The following is a 12,343-nucleotide window of genomic DNA, read 5'->3' as shown; positions in this document are numbered from 1 at the left end:
AGTTCCCATGAGCAACGGTGCTCCGGGTCGTCCGGGGTCACCTGGGGCGGACCTGAGCGTGATGTCGTCGAAGATCGTCGTCGCGGGCGGGTTCGGTGTCGGCAAGACGACGTTCGTGGGGTCGGTCTCCGAGATCACCCCGCTGACGACCGAGGCCGTGATGACCCAGGCCTCGGTAGGAGTCGACGACCTGTCGATGGTGCCGGACAAGGTGACCACCACGGTGGCCATGGACTTCGGCCGTGTGTCGCTGGACAAGGACCTGATCCTGTACCTGTTCGGCACACCCGGTCAGCACCGGTTCTGGTTCATGTGGGACGACCTGGTCCGCGGCGCCATCGGCGCCGTGGTCATGGTCGACACCCGCAGGATCGACGAGGCGTTCGCGCCCATCGACTTCTTCGAGGACCGGGACCTGCCGTACGTGATCGCGGTGAACTGCTTCGACGGCCTCATGCACCACCGGGCCGAGGAGATCAGGGACGCGCTGACGATCAGCTCCGCCGTGCCGATAATCCCGTGCGACGCGCGGAACCGGCAGTCGACGAAGCAGATCCTGATCGCGTTGGTGGAGCACGCGTTGCGCGCGCCTTCGTTCGCCTAGATTTTCGCTCCCGCGGAAGACGGGGCCGGTGCCACGTGCACCGGCCCTTTTCGCGTTCGGCCTTCCGGTCCATCAGAACCAGTCGCGTGTGAACAGTTATTCGCCCGTCTGGCGGCGGCCTGTTCGTGGTGCTGGACCGCGAGAAATCCAGTGGTAGGGCGTGTTTCCGCTCTCCAAGCGCTCCGTCTCGGCTGGTCGCGGCCAGATCACCTACGAACGCTCTTGATCGTGCCAGCGCCGGTTCACACTTGACTCTTCTTGTGCGCCAACGGCTCGGCGATACAGTCGGGGTGCAATTACCCTGCATTGCGAGGAGATTCCTGTGTCCCTGCGCAAAACAATTGCCGTGGCGGCCAGTGTCGTCGGCCTGTCGGTCGGCCTCATCGGCACCGCGGAAGCCGCGCCCCGCATCGTCACCTACAACTCGAGCAACACCGGCGAGTTCCAGGCGGCGATCGACAAGGGCGCGCAGGTGTGGAACGCCAGCGTGGCGAACGTCCAGTTCCGCAAGGTGACCGGCGCCGCGAACGTGACGGTGAGCGTGGACAACCAGTGGCCCCGGGCCTACGTGACGAGCCTCGGCCGCGGCCGGTGGGTCATGGGTCGTCAGGCGGTCAACGAGGGCCACGACACCGTGCGCATCTCGTCCCACGAGTTCGGCCACCTGCTCGGTCTGCCCGACCGCAGGACCGGTCTGTGCACCGACCTGATGTCCGGCGCGAGCGCCGGCACGTCGTGCAAGAACCCCAACCCGAACGCCAGGGAGAAGGCCGAGGTCGAGGCGAACTTCCGCACGATGGTGACGGTCCAGGCCTCTACGTTCGAGGACGCTGCCTAAGCGGCTGATGAGCGGTTGTGGTCTCCCTGACGGCCACAACCGCTCAGCGCGTCACCACGAGGTCCACGCCGAGCGCTTGGAGTTCGTCCGGGTCGCCCGGCCCGCCGATCACGTGCACGCCGGCCGACCGCAGCAACGGCACCATCAGCGCCAGGCCCTGGCGCGCCAGGCGCTCCGACGGCGGCCGTGCCAGCCGGACACCCCACACCGGAGCGCGGTCCACAGTGGACAGGCCGGCGAACCCGCCGCCGAACTCGTGCAGCAGCACGTGCACGCCCATGTCGTGCAGCACCTCGAGGTTCTCCTCGCCGTCCGGCATCGACCGGACGTCCAGCGCCAGGAACAGCGACGAGGCCGGGAACGAACCGGCCCGCAACGTGGACCGCACGTGCGCCGTCAGGTCCGGGTCCCGCGACTGGTCCCGCGACAGCCGGATCAGCACCGGCTCACCCCGTGAACACGCGTCCTGCAGGACCAGCCGCCCCACCCGCGAGGCCAGCCCGAGGGCGTCCGCGTAGGCGACGACGTCGTCGTGCCGGGTGGTGCCCCAGCGCAGGGACGCCTCCACGAAGGCCATCGAGCCCGAGGTCCACGACACCGGCGCGTACTCCACGGAGATCTCGCCGTTCTCGAAGGCGCCGGGCATCGCGGCGATCCGCGCGAACCGGGTGCGGTCGGCGGCGTCGGCCTCGTGGTCGTAGATGCCCCACTGCCTCTTGCCGCCGGTCTCGGCTCTGCGCAACGTCGAATGCGCGCGCCGCAGCACGGCCGTGGGATCCGCGCCGGGGCCGGAGGTGTGCACGAATCCGATCGACGTCGACACCGCGACGCCCGCGCCCTCCAGGTACACCGGTTCGGACAGTTCCTCGTCGATCAGCGCCGCCAGTGCCGCCACGTCGGGCGAGCCGTGGATCAGCACGACGAACTCGTCACCGCCCACCCTCGCCACCACCGCGTCCGGCAGCGCGACCCGCAACCGGCGGGCCACCTCGACGAGCACCGCGTCGCCCGCCCGGTAGCCGAGGCCGTCGTTGACGATCGTGAGGCTGTCGACGTCGAGGTATCCCAGCGTGTACGGCTCGCCGGTCGCGAGCGCGGACTCCAGCTTGTCGGTGAACGACGCCCGGTTCGGCAGCCCGGTCAGCAGGTCCGTCAGCGACTGGTGGCGCAGCCACTCCTGGAGCATGCGCTGCTCGGTGACGTCCTCGATCAGCGCGACGTGGAACTTCGGCAGCCCGTCCGAGCCGCGCAGCACGGACAGCACGACGTTCGCCCACACCGTGTCCCCGTTGCCGCGCACCAGTTCCCACTCGCGCCGGTCGGTGTCCACAGAGGACGCGGCCATCCGGTGGCAGGCCGCGGCCAGTGCGGCCGCGTCCGGCTCGGTGAAGAGCTCCTTCGGCATCTCCTCGTGGCCGAGGATGGCGGCCAGCGCCTCGTTCGCCTCGACGACCGTGCCGTGCAGGTCGAAGATCGCGATGCCCACCGCCGTCGTCGCGAAGACCTGGGCGAACCGGGCCTCGCTGTCGTGCAGGTCGCGCTGAGCGTCCTCGACCGCCTTCAGCAGCGAGTTCTTGACCTTCTCCTGCTCGGCGAACAACTGGTCGCGCGTCGCCCGCACGTACCCGGACGCCAGCGCGCCGAGCACCTCGGGCGAGAACTCCGGTCCGAGCACCTCCAGCGTGCGCCGCAACGAGTCGGGGCCGGTGAAACGCTTGCGCACCAACCATTCGCCGATGGCCACCGCCGCCTGCCCAGCACGCAGCCGGGCGGCGTGCTCCTCGAGGTGCTGCGTCAGCTTCCGCCGGGACATCGGCGAGTACGCGCTCTCGATCAGAACAGCCGCCCAGCGCTGTGCGAGGGGCGAGGGGGACATCAGGGCTTACGACCCACCGCGGCGTAGAGGTTCGCCTTCGACGGTTCGGTGCCGACGTCCTCGGGGGTCTCCGGCCGCCATTCCGGCGTGAACACGATGCCGGGCTCCACGATCTCCGTGCCCGCCAGCATGTCCGCGACCTGGGCCTTGGTACGCGGGGTGATCGGCTCCGCGGTCTTCGCGAAGATCTCCTTACCCGCGGCCATGGCCGCCGGCATGCTGTCCGCGGTGAAGTGCGACAGCGCCAGGTACGAGCCGGACGAGAGGGCTTCGACGTAGCGGGACAACACGCCCCACGGGTCGTCCGAGTCCGGGATGAACTGCAGGACGCCGACGACCAGAAGTCCGACCGGCTGGGAGAAGTCGAGGTGCTTCGCGGCCTGCGCCACGACCTTCTCCGGCTCGCGCAGGTCGGCCAGCAGCGCCGTCACGTTCGCCTCGCCGGCCAGCATCAGCTCGGCGTGCGTGATCGCGACGGGTTCGAAGTCGACGTACACGACCTTCGACTCGCGGTCGACCTCGTGCGCCACCTCGTGGACGTTGCCGACGGTCGGGATGCCCGACCCGAGGTCGAGGAACTGCCGGATGCCGAGGCCGGCGAGTTCCAGCACGGCGCGGCGCAGGTAGGCGCGGTTGAGCCGCGCCATGCCCCGCACCGGGAGAACCTTGATCAGCGCTTCCGCCGTCGCCCGGTCCGCTTCGAAGTTGTGCCCACCGCCGAGCAGGTAGTCGTAGATCCGGGCGGAACTCGGGACGTCGACGTTGACACCTTCCGGAACCCAGCTGACTCGATCGACCACAGCACACACCTCTCGCGATGCGAATTCTGAGCGCCGACAACCCTACTGGCCGAGGTTGTACGCCGAACGAGGGAATTGCTGTGTCACGCGAATGAGAGTCAGAGGATGAACCAATCGGTGCAACCACTTGCGAACCGGAACTTCACCGGTCCTCGTGGCGCCACCCCCATCACGAACATCCCCAGTTCGTCGATCGCCGCGGTCTCGTGGTCGCCGTTCGGCGTCACCAGGGTGACCGAGCCGGACGCCGGCATCAGCTGACCGGTGACCCCCGCCGCCGACACCTCGACCTGCAACATCACGCCCTCGGCGTCGAACACCAGCTGCCGTGCCGTCGCCGTCGACCGCGCACGGGAGAACAGCGTGTCGTCCAGCACGGAGTCGTACGACGTGATGAGCAGCAGCTCCTCGTCGATGGTCCGCCAGGTGAACGCGGCCTTCGCGGCTTCCACGAACTCCGGCGGAACGTCGTCCTGAGGTGTGCTCAACGCGTCACGCAAGGCGTCGAGCAGGTCTTCGTCACTGTCCCAGTCGTGCCGCACCCAGCACACCTCCTCTCTTGACCGGTGATCCCAGAAAAGCCGAGAGCGCAGAGGTCTTCCGCAACTTCTCGAGGCAACGAATCCGTGTCGGGCCGATGCTGCCGACCGGCATCGCGAGCTCTTCGCTCACGACCTGGTAGCTCGGCGGCGGGTCCGTCATCAGCTTCTGCAGCAACCGCTTGCACTGGTCCGTGAGCTCGGCGAACCCGTCGCGCAACGCCTGCCGCCGCTCCACCGCCAGCAGGTCCGCCTCCACGTCCGCGTCCACCTGCTCCGACTCCAGCGCGTCGGACTCGGACAGCGGGTCGTAGAGGTGCGTCCGCTGCTGCACGCGCAGCACGCGGAGACACTCGTTGCGGGTGGTCGTCATGATCCAGCCCGGCAACGCCTCCGGCTCGCGCAGTCGTCCGATCTGCTCCACGAGCCGAAGCCACAGCGTCTGGTTCACGTCGGCCGCATCCGAAGGGCGCAGCCGGTGCTTGTAGATCACCGACACCACCAGCGGCGTGTAACGGTCCACGATCTCGTTCCACGCCGACTGATCGCCCTCGGCCGCCGCGCTCACGAGCGCGGCGATCGGGGATGCAGAGGTCACGTCGACTCCTTGCGGTCACAACTGGCGGAGGCCGAGGTTGCCTCGCAGATACAACTATTTGACGAAAATTCCGTAGCCGGGGTGGAACTCGGTGCCCGTCAGCAGCTTGTCACGCGCCTGACGTGCGTCGATGCCCTCCGAGACCATCGTCGCGGCGATCCGCCCGGTGACCAGGGGAGCCGCGAACGACGTGCCGTACCAGTACGCCCACAGCGCGAACGGCGTAGCCGCCGCCTCGCCGGGCAGGTGCCACTCGCCCTTGAGGTAGGTCGAGGCGCGGTTGCCGATCGCGCAGGCGTCGACCCAGTGGCCGAAGTTCGAGTAGAAGGCGGGGCCGATCGAGCCGTCCCGTTCCTGCTGGGCGGCGGCGACGGCGGTGACCCCGCACAGCGCTGCCGGCCAGCTCGGCCGCTGCGTGCCCTGGTTGCCGGCCGAGGCGACCACGACGATGTCGTCCGGCAGCGCCGCGATGGTGCGCCGCAGCGGTTCGGAGGCCACGTCGTCCTCGGTGAAGCAGCCGAGCGACAGGTTGAGCACGTTGATCTTCTTGCGGCCCAGCTCGGTGATCTTGCGGCAGATCCGTTCCTCGTCGCCGAAGCCGTTCGGGTCGAGGCCCGCCTCCGGGTCGAAGGTGACGCCGGGGGCCGCGTTCTGGATGACACCCGCGACGAACGTGCCGTGGCCGCCCTGCAGTGCGAAGCTGTCGCCGCTCGCGTAGGCCGGGTCGACGTCGTCGGCCTCCTTGGCGTAGCGGCCGTCGAACCAGTCGGAGTGCTCGCTGTCGGCACCCTGCGAGATGCCCGTGTCGATGATGCCGACGCGGACGTTCTTGAGGCGCTCGTCGAACTTCGGCGCGGAGATCGGGTCGGTCGGGTGGGGCCGGTCGCCCGGGTTGCCCATGACGAGGCCGCCGTGGCCGACGATCACGTGGTGCGGCTGCACGAGCGGCACGCGCTCGTTCGGCCAGTTCCGCTGGTCGCGCAACAGGCGGACAATGCGGGGAATGTCCTCCGCGTTGTTCGGCAACGTCAATCGCGCCAATCCGGCGAATCCCTCGCCGGGCCGGGCGATGATGTTGTTTTCCCGGAGCTTTTCGACGACCCGTTGTTGGTCCTCGGCGGCGACGAGCAGCTGGCCGGGTCGATAAAGGAATTCACGCCCGCGTTCGGCGTGGAAGCTGATGGTCTTGTCCTCGGCGATGAGCTGCAGGAAAGCTCTTTGGTAAAGCTCCGCGCTTTCTGGCGTTTTCGACACCACGGCCTCACTAAAGCAGCGTTGACGGGCACCCCGACCGAGCTTGATCAAGCTACCACAGCGGATAAAGTGTTGCCGTGACCGACTTTTCTGCGGAGGACGCGCTGGAGGCCAGGCAGCGCAACCCGCGCGCGGCCGTGGAGATGGCGCGCGCGGTGCTCCGCACGACGGAAGATCGCGCGGAATGGTCCATCGCCGAGCGTGCGATCGGCCTCGCGCTGCGGGAGATGCACGACTTCTCCGGCGCGGCCCGGCACCTGCGCCGCTCGATCAGGATCGCGTCCGAGGCCGCACTGCCCCGGCTGTCCGCGCTGGCCCAGATGAGCCTGGCGTGGGTGCTCGCCTACACGGGCAAGCAGAAGGCCGCGCTGACGTTGCTGGACGACGCCATGCCGTCGCTGACCGGCGCGGACTCGGTGGCGGCGTTGATGCAGCGCGGTGTCGTCTTCCACTACCTGACCCGCTACGACGACGCCCAGCGCGACTACACGGCGGCCATCGCCGGTGCCCGGCGCGTGGGGGACCAGCTGGTCGAGGCGCGCGCTCTCAACAACCGCGGCCTCGTGCGCGCGTACGTGGGGAACATGCGTGAGGCGTCGGCCGACTTCACGCTGGCGGCGTCTCTCCTGGGTGAATTGGGCCAGGAACTCGGCGTCGCCGACGTGCACTGGAACGGCGGCATCATGGCGACCCGCGGCGGTGACGTCCCCGCCGCGCTGACGCTGTTCGACAAGGCGGAGGAGGTCTACCGCCGCCTCGACGTGATGCGCCCGGTGCTCCTGGTCAACCGGTTGGAGTTGCTCGTCTCGGTGCCGCTGCTGGACGAGGCCCGTGCCGCGGCCGACCGCGCGATCGTCGAGCTGAAGACGTTGAAGAACCCGCTGGGCGTCTCGGAGGCCCTGTACTTCCGCGCCCGCATCGCCCTGCTGGACGACGATCCGTCGGCGGCGCACGGCTTCGCCGCCGAGGCACGCCGCCGGTTCCGCCGCGAGCAACGCCTGCTGTGGGCGGCCGGCGCGCGTTTCCTGGAACTGCACGCGGCCGTTCTCCGTGGCGACCGCTCCCGTCCGTTGCGGCTCGCGTTGTCCCGCGTGGCCTCCGAACTGGACGCGATGGACTGGCGGCTGCCCGCGCTGGAGGCCCGCATCGACGCGGGCCTGGTCGCCGCCGACCTGGGCCACCGCGCCCGTGCCGTCGCGGAGCTCTCGGTCGCCGCGTCGGCCCGGCTGCGCGGCCCGGCCGGCCTGCGTGTGCGCGGCTGGTACGCGGAAGCGTTGCGGCGCAAGCTCTCCGGCGACGTGCGGGGGACCTCGTCGGCGTTGCGGCGGGGGATCGGGCTGCTGGACGAGTACCGCGTGTCGCTGGGCGCGGCGGAGCTGCGGGCGTCGGCGGGCGTGCAGGGCCAGGCCCTCGCCCTGGAGGGTCTGCGGCTGGCCGTGGCCTCGGGCAACGCCGCGCGAGTGCTGTCGTGGACCGAGAGCTGGCGCGCCGGGGCCCTGCGGATGAAGTCCGTGTCACCGCCGGAGGACCCCCGTCTCGAAGACGCCCTGGCGTCGCTGCGCGCGGTCTCCGCGGACGTGGAATCCGCTGTGCTGGGCGGAAAACCGGCGGGCTCGCTGCGCGCCAAGCTGGTCCGCGCCGAGCAGCGCGTCCGTGACCTGACCAGGCTGATGTCGGGTGAGGTCTCCGTCTTCAAGCCCCCGCCGGTCGCGGCACTGGTCTCGGCGCTGGGCTCGTCGGCGCTGATCGAGTTCGTGGAGTACGACGGCGTGCTGATGGCCGTCGTCCTGGCCGCCGGCCGCTCCTCGCTGCACTCGCTGGGCCCGCTGGAGGGTGCGGTCCGCGAGATCCGCCTGCTCCGCTTCGCCCTGCACCGCCTGGTGACCCTGCCGCCGAACCTGCCGAACCTGGCCGTGGCCCGGTCCTCCGCCGCCCACGCCGCCGCGCTGCTGGCCCGCCGCCTGCTGGACCCGCTGGCACCGAGGATCGACGGCCGCCCGCTCGTGGTCGTCCCGACCGGCGCCCTGAACGGCCTGCCGTGGGCCGTGCTGAACCGCCAGGTGACCGTCGCCCCGTCGGCCTCCGTCTGGCTGCGCGCCACCTCGGTCCCCGACGCCGCGGGCGAACCGGTGCTGGCGGCCGGTCCGCGCATGGCCGCGGCCCCCGCCGAGATCAAGGCCATCAGCGCCCACGTGCCGGGCCGCGTGCTGGTCGACTCCGAGGCGACCGTGAGCGCCGTGGCGTCCGCAATGGACGGTGCCGCGCTCGCCCACATCGCCGCGCACGGCTCGTTCCGCGTCGACAACCCGCTGTTCTCGGCCCTGGAACTGGCCGACGGCCCGTTGACCGTCTACGACATCGAACGCCTGCGCCGCCCGCCCACGCTGGTCGTGCTGTCGGCGTGCGACACCGGTCAGTCCGCGGTTCGTCCCGGGGACGAGTTGATGGGGTTCACGGCGGCGCTGCTCGGGTTGGGGACGCGGACGTTGATCGCGCCCGTGGTGCCGGTGCCGACCGACGGAACCGCACCGGTGATGGTGGAGCTGCACCAGAAACTCGCGGCCGGGATGGCGCCGGCCGAGGCGCTTGCCGCCGTGCAACGGGCCTCGGCCGACGACGCCGCCTATGCGGCGGCGGTCGGGTTCGTGTGCTTCGGCGCGGGTTAGGCGCTCAATGCGGTGGTGGTGTCCGGTAGAGGGTCAGCGCGGCCTCGCCGGAGCACCCGATCTCACCTGGCTGGGTCTGCACGCGCGGTGGGTACCACGACGCGACCGTGCCGTCGGCGAGCCGCACACCGTTGAGGCAGTCGGTGCCACTGGCCGCCACGACTCCGACAGCGCCTTCCTCGACGAAGACGTCCAGCCGGGGATCGGCCCAGGGCAGCTTGGACTCCGGGTCGACCGGCATCGGCGGCAACCCGGCGCGCAACGCGGCGAGCACCTCGTCCTTCGTCGACGCGGGTGGCAGTGCGGTGAGGATCGTCTTGACGGCGTCCGGGTAGGTGTCGGGGACGGCCGTGCGCTGGACCGGAGGCGGCACGATCGGTCGCGCGCCGGCGGGGCAGGGCACGGACTCGGGGCCACCGTCCATCACGCCGTAGTAGTTGAAGTCCGCGCGGTAGCAGGCGGTCACCGGGTCTCGCCCCGACTGCCAGGAGTTCCACGTGGGCTTGTCCACGCCGGGGTCGTGGATGCGGAACACCAGGCTGGCACGGACCTCCTCGGCGTCGAGCGGCTTCCGGTCGGTGATCTCCAGGATCGCGAAGGACTCCTGGTCCGGTTCCCGTTGCAGAGCGGCGCGGGCGTAGGCGTCGGCGTCGCGAGGGACCGGATAGCCGATGCGCTCGGCCACCTGTCTGGCCTTCTCGTCGGTGAACGCGGTGCTGTCCGACTTCCGCGTGGCGAAGTACGCGGTCGCCACGAGCGCGACCGCGAGCATCAGCACGACCCCCCAGGTCTTCATGGTCGAAGGCTAGTGGCGTCGGAGGTTTCGGGTCGCGAGTACTTCTACTCAAGCCATTCCAGAACTAGGGCGTTTCGCTTATGGTTGCTCGCCATGACAACGAGGTCGTGGTGGGGCTGGGGCAACGTCGAGGACGCCGTCACCCCCGAGGAACGCCGTGCGCTGGTCGAGCGGGTCCAGGCAGTGCTCCCGGACGCGGACCTGACGTTCCACGAGCCACCGGATCCCGCGACGCTCGACGTGCCGGCCTCGCGCGTCGAGGCGAGCGAGATCTACTCGACCGATCCCGTCGACCGGCTCGCGCACGCCCGTGGCCAGGCCTACCGCGACGTCACCCGCAACCTGGCCGGCGACGTCGGTGTGGTGCCCGACGCCGTGGCCCGGCCACGCACCGAGCAGGACGTCGTGGACGTGCTCGACTGGTGTTCGGCGCACGACGTGGCCGTGATCCCGTTCGGTGGCGGTACCTCCGTGGTCGGCGGCGTCGAACCGCGTGACCTGGACAGGGTCGTGACCCTGAACCTGCAGCACCTGGACCGGGTGCTGGAAGTCGACCCGACGAGCCGGGCCGCGCGCGTCCAGGCGGGTGTGCTCGGGCCTTCGCTGGAGGCGCAGCTCAAGCCGCACGGGCTCACGCTGCGGCACTTCCCGCAGTCGTTCGAGTTCTCGACGCTCGGCGGCTGGCTCGCGACGCGGGCCGGTGGTCACTACGCCACGCTCTACACGCACATCGACGACCTGACGGAGTCGCTCAGGGTCGTGACGCCGCAAGGGATCAGCGAGTCGCGCCGATTGCCCGGGTCGGGTGCGGGGCCGTCGCCGGACCGGCTCTTCCTGGGCTCCGAAGGCACCCTGGGCGTGATCACCGAGGCGTGGATGCGGTTGCAGGCACCGCCCGTGCACCGGGCGGGCGCGTCGGTGCGGTTCGCCTCGTGGGACCGGGCGGTGGAGGCGACGCGACTGATCGCGCAGTCCGGGCTGCACCCCGCGAACTGCCGGCTGCTCGACCCGGCGGAGGCGTTCCTCAACGCCGGGTCGCCCAGTTCCGTGCTGGTGCTGGCCTTCGAGTCCGCCGACCACCCCGTCGACGCGCTGCTCGCTCGTGCGCTCGAACTCTGCGGTGACGGCGAGGTCGTCGAGGGGGCGGCGCAGCAGTGGCGGAAGTCGTTCCTGCGCATGCCCTACCAGCGCAACGCGATGGCCCAGCACGCGATGATCACCGAGACGTTCGAGACAGCCTGCACCTGGGACCGCTTCCCGGCGCTGCACGCGGCGGTCACCTCCGCCGCCACCGAGGCGTTGCGGCAGGTGTGCGGCCTCGGCATCGTCACGTGCCGCTTCACCCACGTCTACCCGGACGGCCCCGCGCCCTACTACGGCATCTACGCGCCGGGCCGCTGGGGCAGCCTCACCGCGCAGTGGGACGAGATCAAGGCCGCGGTCTCCGAGGCGTTGATCTCGTCGGGCGGCACGATCACGCACCACCACTCCGTCGGCCGCGACCACATGCCCTGGTACACCCGGCAGCGCCCGGACGTCTTCGGCGCGGCCCTGGCCGGTGCCAAGTCCGCGCTGGATCCTCAGGGCCTGCTCAACCCGGGGGTCCTCACCACACGATCGACCTGAGGATCAGCGCCGCGATGAACACGACGGTGAACGCCAGGTCCAGCCCGAACCCGCCGAACCGCACGGGCGGCAGCACCTTGCGCACCGGCGCCAGCACGGGCTCGGTGACACCGTGCGTCACCCGGCGCACCTTCCACACCCAGTCGCCACGCGCCTGCAGCGTGACCGCCCAGTCCACGATCATCCGGCCGATCATCACGAGGATGAACAGCGTCAACACCCAACCGACGATCCATCCGACCAAGCCGAACAAGATGGGCCTCCTCCTATGTCCTGTACGTCCATGAAGCCACATGAAACTGAGAGGCGCCTGGCAACTCGCTGAGACAATATTCAGCGCATGGCGTACGACGAGGGCCTGGCCCACCGCCTGGGCGAGTCGCTGGGTGATCTCCCGGACCTGGGCACGAAGAAGATGTTCGGCAGCCTGGTGTTCCTGTGGCGAGGAAACATGCTGGTAGGAGTGCTGGGCTCCGACCTGATAGCGCGCGTCGGCCCGGAGGCGCAGGCCGACGCGCTGGCTCAGCCGGGTGCTCGCGTCTTCGACTTCACCGGCCGGCCGATGAACGGCTGGGTGGTCGTCGACGGCGAGGCGGTGGGGGAGGACGAGGCGCTCGAGGACTGGATCGGGCGGTGCCGCGAGTTCGTCGAAGCGCTGCCACCGAAGTGAGCGCGGGCAGCGAACGGTTGCCGTGCCCGGTGTCCCTTTTCTCCCGACCATCGGACGTGTCGAGCCGCCGGACCCG

At 70.1% G+C, this 12,343-nt stretch carries 13 protein-coding genes; 6 read left to right on the top strand and 7 right to left on the bottom strand.

Annotated features, from left to right (window positions below):
- The first annotated feature begins 7 nt into the window (after positions 1–7).
- Together PV646_RS39475 and PV646_RS39470 are read left to right on the top strand one after the other, a co-directional pair.
- A complete protein-coding gene (locus tag PV646_RS39475; protein WP_500347649.1) occupies positions 8–604 on the top strand; it encodes a GTP-binding protein in 597 nt (198 codons plus the stop codon).
- Between the two features lie 322 nt (positions 605–926).
- Positions 927–1,442: a snapalysin family zinc-dependent metalloprotease gene (locus PV646_RS39470; protein WP_500347647.1), complete on the top strand. Its 516-nt coding sequence runs from the start codon at positions 927–929 to the stop codon at positions 1,440–1,442.
- A 43-nt stretch (positions 1,443–1,485) separates the two neighbouring features.
- On the opposite strand, the gene PV646_RS39465 is transcribed toward PV646_RS39470, so the two are convergent.
- The 5 genes from PV646_RS39465 to PV646_RS39445 form a co-directional block, all read right to left on the bottom strand.
- On the bottom strand, positions 1,486–3,318 hold the full coding sequence (locus tag PV646_RS39465; protein ID WP_500347646.1) for a diguanylate cyclase domain-containing protein: 1,833 nt from the start codon (positions 3,316–3,318) through the stop codon (positions 1,486–1,488).
- Positions 3,318–4,118, bottom strand: coding sequence for an SAM-dependent methyltransferase (locus tag PV646_RS39460; RefSeq protein WP_500347644.1), 801 nt, complete (start codon positions 4,116–4,118; stop codon positions 3,318–3,320). The genes PV646_RS39465 and PV646_RS39460 overlap by 1 nt, the downstream gene beginning before the upstream one ends.
- A gap of 98 nt (positions 4,119–4,216) precedes the next feature.
- Complete coding sequence (locus tag PV646_RS39455; RefSeq protein ID WP_500347643.1) at positions 4,217–4,660, bottom strand: hypothetical protein; 444 nt, start codon at positions 4,658–4,660, stop codon at positions 4,217–4,219.
- On the bottom strand, positions 4,638–5,255 hold the full coding sequence (locus tag PV646_RS39450) for an RNA polymerase sigma factor (protein WP_500347641.1): 618 nt from the start codon (positions 5,253–5,255) through the stop codon (positions 4,638–4,640). Before PV646_RS39450 ends, PV646_RS39455 begins: the two co-directional genes overlap by 23 nt.
- A 54-nt stretch (positions 5,256–5,309) precedes the next feature.
- Positions 5,310–6,206: a S8 family peptidase gene (locus tag PV646_RS39445; RefSeq protein WP_500347640.1), complete on the bottom strand. Its 897-nt coding sequence runs from the start codon at positions 6,204–6,206 to the stop codon at positions 5,310–5,312.
- On the opposite strand from PV646_RS39445, the gene PV646_RS39440 reads away from it, so the two are divergent.
- Together PV646_RS39440 and PV646_RS39435 are read left to right on the top strand one after the other, a co-directional pair.
- The gene (locus tag PV646_RS39440; protein WP_500347638.1) at positions 6,168–6,590 is read left to right on the top strand and encodes a hypothetical protein; all 423 of its coding nucleotides are present in this window, start codon (positions 6,168–6,170) and stop codon (positions 6,588–6,590) included. The two genes, PV646_RS39445 and PV646_RS39440, sit on opposite strands and share 39 nt — an antisense overlap.
- Positions 6,587–9,175: a CHAT domain-containing protein gene (locus PV646_RS39435; RefSeq protein ID WP_500347637.1), complete on the top strand. Its 2,589-nt coding sequence runs from the start codon at positions 6,587–6,589 to the stop codon at positions 9,173–9,175. The genes PV646_RS39440 and PV646_RS39435 overlap by 4 nt, the downstream gene beginning before the upstream one ends.
- A 4-nt stretch (positions 9,176–9,179) precedes the next feature.
- Here PV646_RS39435 and PV646_RS39430 read toward each other — a convergent pair whose 3' ends face one another.
- Positions 9,180–9,971, bottom strand: coding sequence for a hypothetical protein (locus PV646_RS39430; RefSeq protein WP_500347636.1), 792 nt, complete (start codon positions 9,969–9,971; stop codon positions 9,180–9,182).
- Between the two features lie 93 nt (positions 9,972–10,064).
- On the opposite strand from PV646_RS39430, the gene PV646_RS39425 reads away from it, so the two are divergent.
- Positions 10,065–11,597: an FAD-binding oxidoreductase gene (locus PV646_RS39425; protein WP_500347635.1), complete on the top strand. Its 1,533-nt coding sequence runs from the start codon at positions 10,065–10,067 to the stop codon at positions 11,595–11,597.
- Here the strand turns inward: PV646_RS39425 and PV646_RS39420 are convergent.
- Positions 11,578–11,817 carry a YggT family protein gene (locus PV646_RS39420; protein ID WP_452255505.1) on the bottom strand — a complete coding sequence of 80 codons (240 nt, stop codon included), beginning with the start codon at positions 11,815–11,817 and terminating at the stop codon, positions 11,578–11,580. The genes PV646_RS39425 and PV646_RS39420 overlap by 20 nt on opposite strands.
- Positions 11,818–11,937: 120 nt before the next feature.
- Here PV646_RS39420 and PV646_RS39415 point away from each other — a divergent pair, with 120 nt between their 5' ends.
- Complete coding sequence (locus PV646_RS39415; RefSeq protein ID WP_500347633.1) at positions 11,938–12,267, top strand: TfoX/Sxy family protein; 330 nt, start codon at positions 11,938–11,940, stop codon at positions 12,265–12,267.
- Positions 12,268–12,343: the final 76 nt, after the last annotated feature.

The sequence above is a fragment of the Streptomyces sp. ID05-26A genome (genome assembly GCF_033794685.1).
GTDB lineage: Bacteria > Actinomycetota > Actinomycetes > Mycobacteriales > Pseudonocardiaceae > Lentzea.
The sequence above is the reverse complement of the archived record's forward strand: the minus strand, read 5'-3'. Positions and strand labels throughout refer to the sequence as shown.

Excerpts from the sequence above, each read along its gene's own strand:
- PV646_RS39465 (WP_500347646.1), bottom strand. The coding sequence starts at position 3,318 with ATGTCCCCCTCGCCCCTCGCACAGCGCTGGGCGGCTGTTCTGATCGAG.
- PV646_RS39415 (WP_500347633.1), top strand. The coding sequence starts at position 11,938 with ATGGCGTACGACGAGGGCCTGGCCCACCGCCTGGGCGAGTCGCTGGGT.
- PV646_RS39475 (WP_500347649.1), top strand. The coding sequence starts at position 8 with ATGAGCAACGGTGCTCCGGGTCGTCCGGGGTCACCTGGGGCGGACCTG.
- PV646_RS39430 (WP_500347636.1), bottom strand. The coding sequence starts at position 9,971 with ATGAAGACCTGGGGGGTCGTGCTGATGCTCGCGGTCGCGCTCGTGGCG.
- PV646_RS39425 (WP_500347635.1), top strand. The coding sequence starts at position 10,065 with ATGACAACGAGGTCGTGGTGGGGCTGGGGCAACGTCGAGGACGCCGTC.